Here is a 16560-nt window from a genome sequence, read left to right as displayed (position 1 = left end):
AGGCTTGAAACCATCGGCAAAAACTTTCAGTTGGCCGCTCAGCAGCTCGACTTGCCGACGTAGATCGCCAGTGCCGTGTTGGAGCCGAGGGTGGCGGTGAACTGGCCACTGGAGTTCACGGTCACGCTCGTGTTGTTCTGCACGTTGCAGTACGTCCCGGCCGGCAGGGACGTCTGGTAGGTGCGGCTCAGGCTGCCCGACTCGTGATTGATGGCGACGTAGCCCTTGCCGCCCCGGCCGAAGGCGATGGCGTCGCCTCCGTTGTCCCACCAGTTGGTGACGGCTTGGCCGCGCGTGGCGTTGCGGAAGGCGACCATCGACTTGATCTCCGGCCAGTTGTGCTGGCACTTCCAGCCGTTCTGCCAGCAGGCGGTCACCGAGCCGCCGTTGGGCGGGCCGGCGTCCGTGTCGGAGAACTCGTAGCCGGAGTTGATGTCGGGCGCGCCGTAGGGGTAGGCGAGCATGAAGACGTTGGCCAGGGTGTAGTTGGCGTTGTCCTTGTAGTTGAGCGTGGAGCCGTTGCGCTCGGTGTCGTGGTTGTCCACGAAGACACCGGAGACGCCGCTGCTCATGTAGCCCCAGCCCTCGCCGTAGTTCTTCAGGTAGGCGAGGTTCTCGTTGTTGAAGACCCGCTTGAGGTCGTAGGCGTAGCGGAATTCCTGGACGTCGCCGTTGCCGGTGTACTCGGTGGGCTGGACGGCCTCCCCGCTGCCGTAGATGACCTCCTGCTTCCAGTACACCGACGGGTTGCCGAGCCGGGACTTGATGTCGGCGAGGTCGGCGGCGTCCATGTGCTTGGCCGCGTCGATGCGGAAGCCGTCGACGCCGAGCGAGAGCAGGTCGTTCATGTAGCCGGCGATGGCGCCGCGGACGTAGGACTCGCCGGTGTCCAGGTCGGCGAGGCCGACCAGTTCGCAGTGCTGGACGTTCCAGCGGTCCTGGTAGTTGCTGATCTGGCTGGTGCAGTCGTCGAAGTCGAACGACGAGTACAGGCCCGGGTAGTTGTACTTCGTGTACGACGAGCCGCCGGTGCCGGTGCCGCTGCCCGCCGACATGTGGTTGATGACCGTGTCGACGACGACCTTGACGCCGGCCGAGTGGCAGGTGTTCACCATGTTCTGGAAGGCGGTGCGGTCGCCGAGGCGGCCGGCGATCCGGTAGCTCACCGGCTGGTACGAGGTCCACCACTGCGAGCCCTGGATGTGCTCGGCGGGCGGGGAGACCTGGACGTAGCCGTAGCCGGCGGGGCCGAGGGTGTTGGTGCACTCCTTGGCGACCGAGGCGAAGTTCCACTCGAACATCACCGCGGTGACGTCCTTGGTGCCGGGCGGAGCCGCGGAGGCGGGGGTGGCGGGGGCCATCAGGGCCGCCGAAGTGGCGGCCAGCGCGGTTGCGGTGACGGACCATCTCGATATCACAGGCGTGACTCCTTGCGATGACGGCCAGGCGTCGTTGCCGGGCGCCGGCGTGACCGTACCGCCACGAAAGGTTTACAGCAAGAGAGTTGAAAGTCATAGCAAGTACTTTCATCCGCAACCTTGACGTGCCCTTCTCAACTCCGGCACGCTCACTCGTGGTTGCCCCTCTGGCCTGCGATCGACATCCGACGTCATCCGGGCCGTGGCCCGGACCTCGACCAGCCCTACTCGGGCGGATCGCGCTGGGCGTGGACGGGTTCCGCGTCGCCGCGGCCGAGGACATGCCGGTCGCCGGCCTCGACACGATCCGGGCGCGGTTGACGGACACGACGTCCTGGACCTCACGTACACGAGCCGCGTGGAGTCGGCGTTCCAGGGGAACGTGAGCGACCTGGAGTCACTGCCGGCCCCGGGTGTGCTGCCGCCGGCCGACTCGGTGTCCTGACGTGGGAGTCCGGCACCGACCGCTCTTGCACGACCGGCAGTTCGCCGGGTCGCACCGCCGACGCCGCCCGGCGGTGACCGGCCCCGCCCCGCTCCCGGAGAGGCGTGCGATCAGCGAGCGGCCTCTCCGGCTGCCGATGTCGGTGGCTCGTCGGCGGTGATGCGGGCCAGCAGGGCGCGGACCTCCTGGATACGGGGGTGAACCGGATGCAGGAACCGCTCGCAGTCGGTCAGTGCCTGACGCGCCGCCGCCTCCGCCTCGCCGAGGCGCCCCAGGCCGTGCAGGGCGCCGGCCGTGGCCAGGTCCAGGCTGCCGCTCTGCCCGAGGTCCCACCGCGGGGTGAACCGGCGCGCCTCGGTCAGCGCTTCGTCGTACCGCCCCTGTCCGCTCAGGCTGCGCACCAGGGTGCAGTGCAGGGAAGCGAGCGCCGCCCCTTCGGCGCGGGGCAGGTTCCCCCGGGCGATGGCCTCGGCCTCCTCGTGGCGATCCTGGTAGTACAGCGCGTCCGCCAGGTTGCCCAACGCGCACAGCTCGATCTCCCACACCGGGGCCAGATGCTTGATGCGGGCCAGTTCACGCAGCAGGTCCAGCGCCTCCGCCTCGGCCTCGCCGCACCGCCCCTGTTGGCCGAGAACCATCACGCGGTTGTTCCGGACCATCAGCAGCAGCGTCCGCCCGGCCCCGGTCATCCCCTTCAGGTCCGCCGCGAGGGTCTCCAGTTCGGCCAGCACGTGCGCCCCGCGCCCGTGGGCACAGGCCGCTGCCGTGGCCAGCGCCTTGGCGTGCCAGCCCACCGACAGCCGCAGCCCCCGCCGGCGCAGCCGAGCCGCTTCCGCCTCCAGCGCCCGGGCCCCGGCCTCGACCTCCTCGTACTTGCCCTCCCGCCACAGGTGGCCGAGTCGGTGCAAGGTGGCCACTGCCCGCGAGCGGCCGCGTGTCATCCGTGCGATCTTCACGGGCCGCGAGATTACGTGAAGTTGCCTGTCAAGAACAGATTCGGCCGCGTCCCGGACAAAGGCAGGGGCCCGCCGCCCGCGAACGGACGACGGGCCCTGGCAGGAAGAGCCGCGGAGGCCTCGGGCTACGCCGTGACCCACCACACCGTCGTGTCCGCGGGCACCTTCGCCTCGCCGTCGACCTCCGCCACCTCGCCGCTGCTGAGCAGGACACGGCCGTACGAAGGTGTCGTCACCGACTCACCCGTGGTGTTCGCGACGCACACGAACTCCCCGCGCCGGAAGGCGAGGACGCCCTCGGGCGCCTTGAGCCACTCCACCGATGCGCCGGCGCCCAGGTCGGGCCGGGCACGGCGGACGGCGAGCGCGGAGCGGTACAGCTCCAGGGTGGAGTCGGCGTCACCGGTCTGCGCCTCGATGCTCAGCTCTCCCCAGCCCGCCGGCTGCGGCAGCCAGCTGCCACCGGCGCCGAAGCCGTACGACGATCCCGTGCGCGTCCACGGGATCGGCACCCGGCAGCCGTCGCGGAAGCCGTCCTGGCCGGCGCCCCGGAAGTACGCCGGGTCCTGGCGGACCTCGTCCGGCAGGTCGACGACGTCCGGCAGGCCCAGTTCCTCGCCCTGGTAGATGTACGCCGAGCCGGGCAGCGCGAGCATCAGCAGGGAGGCGGCGCGGGCGCGGCGCAGGCCCAGCTCGCGGTCGCCGGCGGTGCGGATCTGGGTACCGAGACCGGGCGGGTTGGCGAAGCGGGTGGCGTGCCGGGTGACGTCGTGGTTGGAGAGCACCCAGGTGGCGGGGGCGCCGACGGGGCGCATGGCCTCCAGGGTGCGGTCGATGACCTCGCGCAGCTCCTCCGCGTCCCAATTAGTCGCGAGATACTGGAAGTTGAAGGCCTGGTGCAGCTCGTCCGGGCGGACGTAGTGGGCGGTGCGCTCGACGGTCGGGGTCCACGCCTCGGCGACGAAGATGCGCTCACCGGAATACTCGTCGAGGATCGTGCGCCACTGGCGGTAGATCTCGTGCACACCGTCCTGGTCGAAGAACGGCATGACATCGTTGCCCAGCAGTTTGAGCTGATCATGGGATCCGAGGTCGGGCAGCCCCTGAGCCTTCACCAGGCCGTGAGCGACGTCGATACGGAAGCCGTCGACGCCCATGTCGAGCCAGAACCGCAGGATCGAGCGGAACTCGTCGCCGACCGCCGGATGCTCCCAGTTGAAGTCGGGCTGCTCGGGGGCGAAGAGGTGCAGGTACCACTCGCCGGGGGTGCCGTCGGGCTCGGTGACCCGCGTCCAGGCGGGGCCGCCGAAGATGGACTCCCAGTCGTTGGGCGGCAGTTCGCCGTCCGTGCCCTTGCCGGGACGGAAGTGGTAGCGGTCGCGCAGCGGGGAGCCGGGCCCCTCGGCGACGGCACGCTTGAACCACTCGTGCTGGTCGGAGGAGTGGTTGGGGACCAGGTCGACGATGATCCTGAGGCTCAGCTCGCGCGCGTCACGGATCAGCGCGTCCGCGTCGAGCAGATTGCCGAACATCGGGTCGACGGCCCGGTAGTCGGCGACGTCGTAGCCGGCGTCGGCCTGCGGCGAGGCGTAGAAGGGGCTCAGCCACACGGCGTCGACACCGAGGTCGCGCAGGTACGGGAGTCGGGAGCGTACGCCTTCCAGGTCGCCCATGCCGTCGCCGTTGCTGTCGGCGAAGCTGCGCGGATAGACCTGGTAGATCACCGCGTCCCGCCACCAGTCGCCGCGCTTGGCTTTGGCGGGGTTCGGGGCCGGGGCGATGGCGGAGTGCTGCTGGCTCATGGCGTCCTTGGTGCGGTGGGGAAGGGTCATGGGGTCAGGTGTGCATACGGCGGGGATGACGAGGCGGCCGCAGTGACAGCGGGGTCGGATGGACACGGCGGCCGCCTCGAGCTTCAGGGGCGAAGCGCCCTGTCAGGGGCGCGGGGCACTGCGCGACCAGCCACAGCGGCGCGTCAGCCCTTCGTCCCACCCGCGGTGAGTCCGGTCACCAGGTTCTTCTGCACGAAGTAGAAGAACGCGGACACCGGTATGGCGATCAGCACCGCCGTCGCGGCCATGAGGTTGCGCTGCGCGTCGTGCTCGCTGACGAAGGTCTGCAGACCCACCGCGAAGGTGTACTTCGTGTCGGACAGCATGAACGTCGACGCGAACGCGACCTCACCGAAGGCCGTCAGGAAGCTGTAGAACGCGGCGACCGCGAGGCCCGGCTTGGCGAGCGGCAGGATCAGCCGCGCGAACGTGCCGAACGGGCTCAGTCCGTCGACGCGCCCCGCCTCGTCGATCTCGAAGGGGATCGTGTCGAAGTAGCCCTTCATCAGCCAGGCGCAGTACGGCACGGTCGTCGAGCAGTAGACGAGGATCAGACCGAGGTAGTTGTCGATGAGCTGGACCTCGGACAGGATCTGGTACATCGGCACCATCAGCACCGCCACCGGGAACATCTGGGTCACGAGCAGCACCCACATGAACTTCTTGTAGCCCGGGAAACGCATCCGCGAGACCGCGTAGCCGGTGGTCGCGGAGATCACCACGCCGATCAGCGTGGTGCCCAGCGTGACGATCAGCGTGCTCGTCAGCCAGTCGAAGAACTTCGTCTCCTGAAGGACGAACGTGTAGTTGTCCAGCGTCATCTTCTTCCAGATGCCGCCGGGGTGCAGGTAGTCGTCCTTGTCCGGGCCGAGCGACAGGAAGACCAGCCAGGCCACCGGGAAGAGTGCGATCAGGCTCGCCACGATCAGGATGCCGTGGGAGACGACGGACGTCCCGCGGCTGTTCTCGCCGCGGCGCACCGTGCGCGTGCGGGCCGGCTTCGCGGAGTCCTTCTCGGTCACCGGGTTCTCAACAGTGGTCGTAGTCATGGGGACTCCCGCCTCAGATCGCGAGCTGCTGGTCATTGCGGTTCAGCCAGCGGCGGTAGAAGGAGGTGAAGACGATCAGGATGGCCAGCAGCAGCATGCCGTAGGCGGCCGACTGCGCGAAGTCGCGCGGTTGCTGTCCGAAGCCGAGGTAGTAGGCCCAGGTGACCAGGATCTGCGCGTCCGGGGCGGTGTCGCCGAACAGCAGGAAGATGATGGCGAACTGGTTGAAGGTCCAGATGATGCCGAGCAGTACGACGGTGGAGCTGACGGACCTCAGGCCCGGCAGGGTGACGTACCGGAACTGCTGCCACCTGCCGGCACCGTCCATCTCGGCGGCCTCGTACAGCGAGGAGTCGATGGACTGGAGCCCGCCGAGCAGCGAGAGCATCATGAACGGCACACCGCACCAGGTGTTGACCATGATCGCGGCGAACCGCTGCCAGAAGGTGTCCTCCAGCCACAGCGGCGTCGGCAGGTGCAGTGTCTCCAGGAACGAGTTGATGATGCCGCCGTCGGCGAGCATGAACCGCCAGCCGAACACGGTGACGAAGGTCGGCACGGCCCACGGCAGGATCAGGATCAGCCGGTACAGGGTGCGCCCGCGCAGCTTCTGGTTGAGCAGCAGGGCCAGGCCCAGGCCGATCGTGTAGTGGAGGGTGACGCAGGCCGCCGTCCAGAAGATCGTCCAGATGAAGTGCGACCAGAAGCGGTCGTACGCCGTGTCGCCCCACAGGATGTCGGCGTAGTTGTCGAGGCCGATGAACTTGTAGGTGGCGTCGATGTGGTTCGCGCCGATGGTGCGGGCGCTGTTGAGGCTGTTGGCGTCGGTGAGCGTGAGGTACAGGCCGTACACCAGCGGGTAGAGCACGAGGACGCCGAGGACGATCACCACCGGAGTGATCATCGCGTAGGCGTACCAGTGCTTCTGGTAGCCCTGCTTCAGGCGCTGGCCGAGCCCGCGGCGCGGCCCGCGCTCGCCTCGGGGTTTCCCGGTCGCGCGGTCGATGGCGACTGTCATGGTTCGACAACCTTCATGAGGATCGACGGATCAGGGTGTACGGCGCACGGCCGGTGGCCGCCGGATCTTTCCCCCCATGATCAGGTGGGGGTGCCCCCTCCGGGGGAGATCCGGCGGCCACTCGGTATCACTTGGTGAAGTCCGGGACCAGCTTGGCGATGGAGGTCTCGGCGGTGCTCAGGCCCTTGTCCAGGGACTCCTTGCCACCGGCGATCTTCAGCAGCTCGGCGTCCACCGGGCCCCACAGGGAGCTGTACTCGGGCAGCGCCGGGCGCGGCTGGGCGGCGGCGAGGACGCCCTGGTAACCGGCGATGCCCGGGTCGGCCTTGACCTCGGCCGTGTAGGCGTCGTCGCGGGTGGGCAGCGTGTTGTTCTTCAGGGCGATGGTCTCCTGGGCCTTCACCGAGGTCATGAAGTTCACGAACTTCAGCGCGGCCTTCTGGTGCGCCTCGTCGGAGCCGGCGTACACGGAGAGGTTGTGGCCGCCGGTCGGCGCGCCCGCCTTGCCGGAGGAGCCGGCCGGGACGGTGGCGATGCCGAGGTTGGCCTTGTCCTTGAAGGCGGAGCCCTTGTAGAAGTTGGTGATCTCCCACGGGCCCTGCATGATCGAGGCGACCTTGCCGTTGACGAACGCCTCCTGGATGTGGGCGTAGGCGTCGGCGGTGGTGTCGGCCTTGTGCAGGCCCTTGCCGTCGAAGAGGCTCAGCCAGGTGCCGTAGCCCTTCTTGGCCTCGGCGCCGGCGACGGTGATCTTCTTGGCGTCGGCGTCGACGGTGTCGGTGCCCTCGCCGTACAGGAACGTCTGGGCGTAGTAGGCCTGGGTGGAGCCCCAGTAGCCGTCGACGCCGGTCTTGTCCTTGATCGTGGCGGCGGCCTTCTTCAGGTCGTCCCAGGTCTTGGGGGCCTCGACGCCGGCCTTCTTGAACAGGTCCTTGTTGTAGACGAAGGCGAGGGTGTCCGTGGTGAACGGAACGCCGTAGACCTTGTCCTCGTACTTGGCCTGCTCGATCAGGCTGGGCTGGAACTTGGCCTGGTCGGCCAGGGCCTCGGTGCCGTCCAGCGGCAGGAAGAAGCCCTTCTTGGCGAAGGCGGGGGTCCAGCCGACCTCGGAGCGGAGGATGTCCGGGGCGCCCTTGGAACCGGCGGCGGTGTCGAACTTGTTCTGCGCCTGGTCGAAGGGGACGTTGACGTACTTGACCTTGATGTCCTTGTTGGCGGCCTCGAACTCCTTGACCAAGGCCTGGTACGTCGGCGCCTCATTGGTGGCGTTGGAGGTGTCCCACCACGTGATGGTCACCGGCCCGCTCGAGTCGCTGCCACTGTCGTCCCCGCCGCCGCAGGCCGTCGCCGCCAGGGCGAGGGACGCCACCAGCGCGGTGGCCGCTATGCCACGCCGCATGAGTTCTCCTTGAGGGTGAAAGCCCGTGTGATGCAGGGCGGCCCCGTCTGCCGAGCCCTGCCGTCTTGCCGACTGCGCCGATGGAGCCGCCGGGCGACGTGAACGTAACAGCGCTGAAAGACTTGCGAAAGACCTTGCAGAAAAAAAGTGCAAGAGACCACGGAAGTTACCGGCACGTGACCGCTGTGCGACCGCCGTGAGACGCTTCTTTACAGCGGTGGAGCGGTACACGGACCGCTTGTGCAAGACTCTGCAAGCTCTTGCCATCACTTTCACGAGGGAGCGCGATGACGCAGCAGCCCGGGCGCGGCCGGTCAACAGGTCGCCCACGGCGTCCGATTGGTGTGCAAGGCGACATACGGCCGGTACAGTCCAGTGCCGTGACCACACGGCTTGCGGACATCGCTGCGCAGGCGGGGGTGAGCGAAGCGACCGTCAGCCGCGTCCTCAACGGGAAGCCGGGCGTCGCCGCCACCACCCGCCAGTCCGTGCTGGCCGCACTCGACGTACTCGGCTATGAGCGCCCGGTGAGGCTGCGCCAGCGCAGCGAGGGCCTGGTGGGCCTGATCACCCCGGAGCTGGAGAACCCGATATTCCCGGCTCTCGCCCAGGTCATCGGACAGGCACTGACCAGGCAGGGCTACACCCCCGTACTGGCCACCCAGACCCCCGGCGGCTCCACCGAGGACGAGCTCACCGAGATGCTCGTCGACCGCGGAGTGGCCGGCATCATCTACGTCTCCGGCCTCCACGCCGACACCACCGCCGACATGCAGCGCTACGAGCGGCTGCGCGCCCAGGGCGTCCCCTTCGTGCTGGTGGACGGCTTCTCCCCCAAGGTCCAGGCACCGTTCATCTCCCCCGACGACCGCGCGGCGATGACCCTGGCGGTGACGCACCTCGCCTCCCTGGGCCACACCCGCATCGGCCTGGCACTGGGCCCCAAGCGCTTCGTCCCGGTCCAGCGCAAGATCGAGGGCTTCGTCCGCGCGGTGCAGGACCAGCTGAACCTCCCTCCGGACAACATCGAGACCGAGCTGATCCAGCACTCCCTCTACACCCTGGAGGGCGGCCAGGCGGCGGCCACGGCGCTCATCGAGCGCGGCTGCACCGCGGTGGTCTGCGCCAGCGACATGATGGCGCTGGGCGCGATAAGGGCGGCCCGCCGGCACGGCCTGGAGGTCCCCACCGACATCTCGGTCGTGGGCTTCGACGACTCCCCCCTGATCGCCTTCACCGACCCGCCCCTGACGACGGTCCGCAAGCCGGTCCCGGCGATGGGCCAGGCCGCGGTCCGCACGTTGCTGGAGGAGATCGGCGGGACTCCCGCACCGCACAGCGAGTTCGTGTTCATGCCGGAGCTGGTGGTGCGCGGTTCGACCGCTTCGGCACCCGGTGACAGGGTTCGTCCGTAAGTCGTCCGCAGGACGGAGAATCACCCTGCCCGCCCCTGCGTTGGCAGGAGAACGGACCGGTACCCGGGCAGTAGAACGTGCGTCCTGGACCCAACCGCGGGATGATCGGACGGGGAAGTCTTTTCTGGCAGACTCTGTGCCTATGGGTGACGCGACCGTGACGACACTGGAGGGCCGGGAAGCGGCCGTTGTGCACCCCGTCGCGGACGAGACGGGGCAGGGGTTCCTGCGCCGCCTGCGCACCCCCCGCCGCCCTCGTCTCTGGTTCGAGATCCTGCTGATCGCGGTGAGTTACTGGACGTACTCACTGATCCGCAACGCGGTCCCGGAGCAGAGGGCCGAGGCGCTGCGCAACGCCGACTGGCTCTGGAAACTGGAGCACCACCTCGGCCTCGCCGTGGAGGAGTCGATCAACCACACCATAAATGGCGTGACTTGGCTCATCGTCGGCATGAACTACTACTACGCGACGCTGCACTTCATCATCACCCTCGCCGTCCTGGTCTGGCTCTACCGCAGCCATCCCGGCCGCTACGCGGCGACCCGCCTGGTCCTCTTCGCGACCACGGGCGCGGCCCTGATCGGTTACTACCTGTATCCGCTCGCTCCCCCGCGCCTGATGACCAACACCACCTTCGTCGACACAGTCCTGGTCCACGACACCTGGGGCTCGATGGCCTCGGGCGACCTGAAGAACATGTCGAACCAGTACGCCGCGATGCCGTCGATGCACATCGGCTGGTCGGTCTGGAGCGGCCTGACGATCTTCGCCCTGACGCGGACCCCCTGGGTCCGGATCCTGGGTCTGCTCTACCCCACGGCCACCCTCATCGTGATCGTGGCAACGGCCAACCACTTCTGGCTGGACGCGGTGGGCGGCCTCATCTGCCTGGCGATCGGCTACACGGTGGCACGCATATGGTACGGAGCGCTGCCGTACTCGCTTCCCCGGACGGTGCCCAAGCCGCGTACGACGGGAAGGGGCCGTGCCGGGGGGTGTCCGCCCGCGGCGGCGGGCGTCAAGGAACAGAACAGCCTCTCCGGCAGCAACCGCCCGACCGAGGACGGACACTCCCCGGCGCGGCCCCGCACCCCCACAAGACCGTAGGCGCTCGGCGCACCCGCCCACACCGCGACGGTCCGCCGCAGGCATCACCGCAGCCCCGGTCGTCACCCCCCGTAGAACAGCTCCTCCACCACACCCCGGGCCCGCCGAGTCGTACGCCGGTACGCGTCGAGCATGTCGCCCACATGACCGGGCTCGTACCCCAGGTACCGCCCCACGGCCGCCAGCTCGCGGGCGTCCGACGGGAAGGTGTCCCCGGCCCGCCCCCGCACCAGCATCACGGCGTTGCGCACGCGCGTGGCCAGCACCCACGCCTCGTCCAGGATCGCCGCCTCCTCGGCCGGAATGAGCCCGGCCGCACAGGCGGCGGCGAGGGCCTCCCGGGTCCGTGTGGTCCGCAGCCCCGGCTCGGCCCAGCCGTGCTGGAGCTGGAGCAGTTGCACGGTCCACTCCACGTCGGACAGCCCGCCCGGCCCGAGCTTGGAGTGCAGCTTGGGATCGGAGCCGCGCGGCAGCCGCTCGGTCTCCATGCGGGCCTTCAGCCGCCGGATCTCGCGTACGGCGTCGTCGCCGAGCCCCTCGACGGGATAGCGCAGCGGATCGATCAGCTCGATGAACCGCCCCGCGAGCTCCGCGTCGCCCGCGACCGGTACGGCCCGCAGCAGCGCCTGCGACTCCCACACCAGCGACCACCGCCGGTAGTAGGCCGTATACGACTTCAGTGTGCGCACCAGCGGCCCGGACTTGCCCTCCGGCCGCAGGTCGGCGTCGATCAGCAGCGGCGGATCCGCGCTGGGGACCTGGAGCAGTCGCCGCATCTCGCTGACGACCCGGTTGGCGGCCGCGGCGGCCTCGTGCTCGTCGACCCCGTCCCGCGGCTCGTGCACGAACAGGACGTCGGCGTCGCTGCCGTATCCCAGCTCGTGCCCGCCGAACCGCCCCATGCCGATGATCGCGAACCGGGTCGGCAGGGTGTCCCCCCATCCCTCCCGGACGACCGCCCGCAGGGTGCCCGCGAGCGTCGCCGCGGTCAGGTCGGACACCGCGGCCCCGACCCGGTCCACCAGTGCGCCCTGGTCGGCCTCGGCGGGCTTGGTCTCGGTGCCGTAGGAGTCGACGATGTCGGCGGCGGCCGTACGGAACAGTTCACGGCGCCGTACGCCGCGCGCCGCCGTGACGGCCTGGACGCCGCCGTCCGCGCGGCCGACCGCGGCGAGGATCTCCTGCTCCAGATGGGTCCGCGAGCGGGGTTCGAGACCGGTGCCGCCGTCGCCGTCGCCGAGCAGCGCGACCGCTTCCGGTGCCCGCATCAGCAGGTCGGGGGCGAGGCGGCCGGCCGACAGCACCCGGGCGAGGTTCTCGGCGGCGGCCCCCTCGTCCCGCAGCAGCCGCAGATACCAAGGGGTCTTGCCGAGCGCGTCCGACACCTTGCGGAAGTTCAGCAGCCCCGCGTCCGGATCGGCCGAGTCGGCGAACCAGCCCAACAGGACGGGCAGCAGGGTGCGTTGGATCGCCGCCTTGCGGGTGACGCCGGAGGCCAGCGCCTCCAGGTGCCGCAGGGCCGCGGCCGGGTCGGCGTACCCGAGCGCGATCAGCCGCTCGCGTGCCGCTCCGGCACTCAACCGGGCCTCGCCGGGGGCGAGTTGGGCGACGGCGTCGAGCAGCGGCCGGTAGAAGAGCTTCTCGTGCAGTCGCCGTACGACACTTGAGTGCCGTCGCCATTCGCGGTTCAGCTCGGCGACCGGGTCGACGCGCAGCCCGAGCGAGCGCCCGATGCGCCGCAGGTCGGCGTCGTCCTCGGGCACCAGGTGGGTGCGCCGCAGCCGGTAGAGCTGGATGCGGTGCTCCATGGAGCGCAGGAAGCGGTAGGCGGTGTCGAGCTGCGCGGCGTCCGCCCGCCCGACGTAGCCGCCCGCGGCGAGCGCCTGCAAGGCGTCCAGGGTGGTGCCGCTGCGCAGCGAGGCGTCGTCACGGCCGTGCACCAACTGCAGGAGCTGCACGGCGAACTCGACGTCCCGCAGCCCGCCCGGGCCGAGTTTGAGCTGCCGGTCCAGCTCCGAGACGGGGATGTTCTCGACGACCCTGCGCCGCATCTTCTGCACGTCGGCGACGAAGTTGTCCCGCTCGGCGGCCTTCCAGACGAGTGGTTCGAGGGCGGCGACGTACTCCTCGCCGAGCTCGATGTCGCCGGCCACCGGGCGGGCCTTGAGCAGGGCCTGGAACTCCCAGGTCTTGGCCCAGCGCCGGTAGTAGGCGAGATGGCTGCTGAGCGTGCGCACCAGCGGGCCGTTCCTGCCCTCGGGGCGCAGATTGGCGTCCACGGGCCAGATGGAGCCCTCGACGGTGGTCTCGGAGCAGATCCGCATCATGTGCGAGGCGAGCCTGGTGGCCGAGCGCAGGGCCTTGCCCTCGTCGGCCCCGTCGGCGGTCTCGCCCACGAAGATGACGTCGACGTCGGAGACGTAGTTCAGCTCGTGGCCGCCGCACTTGCCCATCGCGATCACCGCGAGCCGGCACTGCGAGGCGTCCTCGGGCGCGGCGGCGCGGGCGATGGCGAGGGCGGCGCGCAGGGTCGCGGTGGCGAGGTCGGCGAGCTCGGCGGCGGTCTGCGCGAGGTCGGTGGTGCCGCACACGTCGCGTGCGGCGATGGACAGCAGGCAGCGGCGGTAGGCGACGCGCAGCGACACCGGGTCGGTGGCGTCGGCGAGGCCCTGCTCGAACTCCTCGACCTCGGGGTGCAGGTCCCGAGGTTCGTACATGGCCAGGGCCTGCCAGTCGCCGGGGTGGCGGGCGAGGTGGTCGGCGAGCGCGGCGGAGGCGCCGAGCACGCCGAGCAGCCGGTCGCGCAGCGGCTTGGCCGCTATCACCGTGTCGAGCAGTTCCCGCTGTGCGGTGGGGTCCGGCTGGGCCTCGACGAGCCGGACCAGGCCGTCCAGGGTGAGGTCGGGGTCGGCGGTGGCGCCGAGGGCCTCCAGCAGCACCGGATCGTTGCGGATCGGCGCGAGCTCGGGGCTCTCCAGGAGCCGCTCGGCGGCCGACGGGTCGGTGAATCCGTGCCGCAGCAGCCGCGTGAAGGTACTGCTCCTGCGCCCCGGCGCCGTCATGCTCGCCCTCCCGTCCGATCGGGGTCGTACGCACCCGATCAAGGTCGTACGCGATCGAGCCTATCCGCAGACCCTGGAAGTGGCGCCGATGAGTTCCTGCGGTGCGAGCGGTCTGCCCTGTAGCGGCAGAGGTCCGGCGACACATCTGGAGGGCGCCCGATGTCCGACAACCAACCACAGACCCGACTGGACGCGCGTTACAGCGACGAGAAGGCCACGGCGACCCCCTGGTCCGAGGCGGAGAAGCTGCTGTCCGAGGCCGAGCTGTTCTGGATCTCGACGGTACGGCCGGACGGGCGTCCGCATGTGACCCCGCTGCCGGCGGTGTGGTCGCGGGGCGCGCTGCACTTCTGCACGGGCCCCGAGGAACGCAAGGCGCGCAACCTTGAGGAGAACCCGAATCTGGTGCTGACGACCGGCACGAACCTCTGGAACGAGGGCTACGACCTGGTGGTGGAGGGGGTCGCGGAACGGATCACCGACGACGCCCGGCTGCACGAGCTGGCGGTGGCGTGGCAGACGAAATACGGGCCTTTCTGGCACTTCGAGGTGCGGAACGGCGCATTCCGCCACGGATCGGGGCACGCCTACGTCTTTTCGGTGGCGCCGCGTACGGTTTTCGGCTTCGGTAAGGGTGAGCCGTTCAGCCAGACCCGCTGGCGATTCACCAGGGAGGACCACCACTGATGGACTTCACCCTCGAAGTGATCCCGCTGCCCGTGAGCGACATCGACCGGGCCCGCGACTTCTACCGGGACAAGGTCGGCTTCCACGTCGACATCGACCAGGAGGTCATGCCGGGCATGCGCATCGTCCAGCTGACCCCACCGGGTTCCGGCTGTTCGATCGCCCTCGGCGACAGCATCTGGGACATGACCAAGGGCGAGACCAAGCCGGAGCCCGGCTCCTACCAGGGCCTCCAGCTGTGCGTGGCCGACATCAAGGCGGCCCGTGCCGAACTGACCGAACGCGGCCTGGACATCTCCGAGCCGGTCCAGTACTCCCCCGACGACGGCGCCACCTTCATGTACTTCACCGACCCGGACGGCAACGGCTGGTCGATCCAGGAGTACCGCCGCCGGGCCACGGAGCCGCTGCACGAGCACCTGTCGAAGCAGGCGTCGAGCTAGCCGGCCTCGAAGGGGCGCGGGGAACTGCGCGACCGGCCCAGGGACGGGCCGCACTCGCCCTGCGACCCGCACCCCTTCGGCGATCAGGCCCTAAAGAACCGGCAGGTTCTTCCTCAGTTCGAAGGCGGTGACCTCCGAGCGGTACTCCTCCCACTCCTGCCGCTTGTTGCGCAGGAAGAAGTCGAAGACGTGCTCGCCCAGGGTCTCGGCGACCAGGTCGCTGTTCTCCATGAGGGTGAGGGCCTCGCCGAGGTTCTGGGGCAGGGGCTCGATGCCCATGGCGCGGCGTTCGGCGTTGGACAGGGCCCAGACGTCGTCCTCGGCGCCCGGCGGGAGCTCGTAGCCCTCCTCGATGCCCTTCAGGCCCGCCGCGAGCAGGACGGCGTACGCCAGGTACGGGTTGGCGCCGGAGTCGATGGAGCGGACCTCCACGCGCGCGGAGCCGGTCTTGCCGGGCTTGTACATCGGGACGCGGACCAGGGCGCTGCGGTTGTTGTGGCCCCAGCAGATGTAGGAGGGGGCCTCGCCGCCGGCGCCGGCCGTGCGCTCCGAGCCGCCCCAGATGCGCTTGTAGGAGTTCACCCACTGGTTGGTGACGGCCGAGAGCTCCGCCGCGTGCCGCAGCAGGCCCGCGATGAAGGAGCGGCCGACCTTGGAGAGCTGGTACTCGGAGCCCGACTCGTAGAACGCGTTGCGGTCGCCCTCGAAGAGGGACAGGTGGGTGTGCATGCCGGAGCCCGGGTGCTCGGAGAACGGCTTCGGCATGAACGTCGCCTGCACGCCCTGCTCCAGCGCCACCTGCTTCATGACCAGGCGGAACGTCATGATGTTGTCGGCCGTGGAGAGCGCGTCGGCGTAGCGCAGGTCGATCTCCTGCTGGCCCGGCGCGCCCTCGTGGTGGGAGAACTCGACCGAGATGCCCATGGACTCCAGCATGGTGATCGCCTGGCGGCGGAAGTCCATGCCGATGTTCTGCGGGGTGTGGTCGAAGTAGCCGGAGTTGTCGGCCGGGGTGGGGCGCGTGCCGTCGAGCGGGCGGTCCTTCAGCAGGAAGAACTCGATCTCCGGGTGGGTGTAGAAGGTGAAGCCCAGGTCGGAGGTGCGGGCCAGGGCGCGCTTCAGCACGTACCTCGGGTCCGCGAAGGACGGGGAGCCGTCCGGCATGAGGATGTCGCAGAACATGCGGGCCGTGCCGGGGGCCTCGGCGCGCCAGGGCAGGATCTGGAACGTCGACGGATCCGGCTTGGCGATCATGTCCGACTCGTATACACGGGCGAAGCCCTCGATCGCCGAGCCGTCGAAGCCGATGCCCTCGTCGAAGGCCTGCTCCAGTTCGGCAGGGGCCACGGCCACGGACTTGAGGAAGCCCAGCACGTCCGTGAACCACAGGCGTACGAAACGGATGTCGCGCTCCTCCAACGTCCGGAGCACGAACTCCTGCTGCTTGTCCATCTTCCGCTTCCCCATCCTTGCTGGTCAGGCCGCCTGTCTCCGTGTCCCGCAGGAGGCGGTCGGGCACCTGAGCATCACACCACAACACCGTTTCAGGCGCGTTGCGGACCTTGATCGCCGGGGCGACCCCGGGTCGAACGTCCGGCCTACGACAGGTGTCCCGTCACGGCCCCGGTATGCCGGTGTACTGCTCCGCCGCCCATCTTGCCTGCTCGCACCCCCATTCGTAATGCCCGGCCCCCCAGGACCCACCCCGCTTTAATTTGCATCTTGGAT

12 protein-coding genes are annotated in these 16560 nt (G+C 69.4%); 4 read left to right on the top strand and 8 right to left on the bottom strand.

Going from position 1 to position 16560, the window contains the following annotated elements; all coding sequences use genetic code 11:
• Positions 1-38: 38 nt before the first annotated feature.
• The 6 genes from AC3ETA_RS25910 to AC3ETA_RS25885 form a co-directional block, all read right to left on the bottom strand.
• Complete coding sequence (locus AC3ETA_RS25910; RefSeq protein WP_432195364.1) at positions 39-1361, bottom strand: alpha-amylase; 1323 nt, start codon at positions 1359-1361, stop codon at positions 39-41.
• Between the two features lie 612 nt (positions 1362-1973).
• Positions 1974-2819 carry a tetratricopeptide repeat protein gene (locus AC3ETA_RS25905; protein WP_432195301.1) on the bottom strand — a complete coding sequence of 282 codons (846 nt, stop codon included), beginning with the start codon at positions 2817-2819 and terminating at the stop codon, positions 1974-1976.
• 125 nt (positions 2820-2944) lie between these two features.
• Positions 2945-4621, bottom strand: coding sequence for a glycoside hydrolase family 13 protein (locus AC3ETA_RS25900; RefSeq protein WP_432195363.1), 1677 nt, complete (start codon positions 4619-4621; stop codon positions 2945-2947).
• 173 nt (positions 4622-4794) lie between these two features.
• Positions 4795-5700 (bottom strand): sugar ABC transporter permease, encoded by a 906-nt coding sequence (locus AC3ETA_RS25895; RefSeq protein WP_432195300.1) that lies wholly within the window; start codon positions 5698-5700, stop codon positions 4795-4797.
• A 13-nt stretch (positions 5701-5713) separates the two neighbouring features.
• On the bottom strand, positions 5714-6718 hold the full coding sequence (locus tag AC3ETA_RS25890; protein ID WP_432195299.1) for a carbohydrate ABC transporter permease: 1005 nt from the start codon (positions 6716-6718) through the stop codon (positions 5714-5716).
• A gap of 127 nt (positions 6719-6845) precedes the next feature.
• Entirely contained in the window at positions 6846-8117 is a 1272-nt protein-coding gene (locus tag AC3ETA_RS25885) for an extracellular solute-binding protein (protein ID WP_432195298.1), read from the bottom strand.
• A gap of 380 nt (positions 8118-8497) precedes the next feature.
• On the opposite strand from AC3ETA_RS25885, the gene AC3ETA_RS25880 reads away from it, so the two are divergent.
• Together AC3ETA_RS25880 and AC3ETA_RS25875 are read left to right on the top strand one after the other, a co-directional pair.
• Positions 8498-9532 (top strand): LacI family DNA-binding transcriptional regulator, encoded by a 1035-nt coding sequence (locus AC3ETA_RS25880; RefSeq protein ID WP_432195297.1) that lies wholly within the window; start codon positions 8498-8500, stop codon positions 9530-9532.
• Between the two features lie 142 nt (positions 9533-9674).
• Positions 9675-10640 (top strand): phosphatase PAP2 family protein, encoded by a 966-nt coding sequence (locus AC3ETA_RS25875; RefSeq protein ID WP_432195296.1) that lies wholly within the window; start codon positions 9675-9677, stop codon positions 10638-10640.
• Between the two features lie 62 nt (positions 10641-10702).
• Here AC3ETA_RS25875 and AC3ETA_RS25870 read toward each other — a convergent pair whose 3' ends face one another.
• Positions 10703-13702 (bottom strand): bifunctional [glutamine synthetase] adenylyltransferase/[glutamine synthetase]-adenylyl-L-tyrosine phosphorylase, encoded by a 3000-nt coding sequence (locus AC3ETA_RS25870; protein ID WP_432195295.1) that lies wholly within the window; start codon positions 13700-13702, stop codon positions 10703-10705.
• Between the two features lie 159 nt (positions 13703-13861).
• On the opposite strand from AC3ETA_RS25870, the gene AC3ETA_RS25865 reads away from it, so the two are divergent.
• Positions 13862-14389, top strand: coding sequence for a pyridoxamine 5'-phosphate oxidase family protein (locus AC3ETA_RS25865; protein ID WP_432195294.1), 528 nt, complete (start codon positions 13862-13864; stop codon positions 14387-14389).
• Positions 14389-14832 (top strand): VOC family protein, encoded by a 444-nt coding sequence (locus AC3ETA_RS25860; RefSeq protein WP_432195293.1) that lies wholly within the window; start codon positions 14389-14391, stop codon positions 14830-14832. The genes AC3ETA_RS25865 and AC3ETA_RS25860 overlap by 1 nt, the downstream gene beginning before the upstream one ends.
• Positions 14833-14922: 90 nt before the next feature.
• Here AC3ETA_RS25860 and AC3ETA_RS25855 read toward each other — a convergent pair whose 3' ends face one another.
• A complete protein-coding gene (locus AC3ETA_RS25855) occupies positions 14923-16284 on the bottom strand; it encodes a glutamine synthetase family protein (protein ID WP_432195292.1) in 1362 nt (453 codons plus the stop codon).
• Between the last annotated feature and the right edge of the window lie 276 nt (positions 16285-16560).

The organism is Streptomyces sp. bgisy027 (assembly GCF_057710365.1).
The sequence above is the reverse complement of the archived record's forward strand: the minus strand, read 5'-3'. Positions and strand labels throughout refer to the sequence as shown.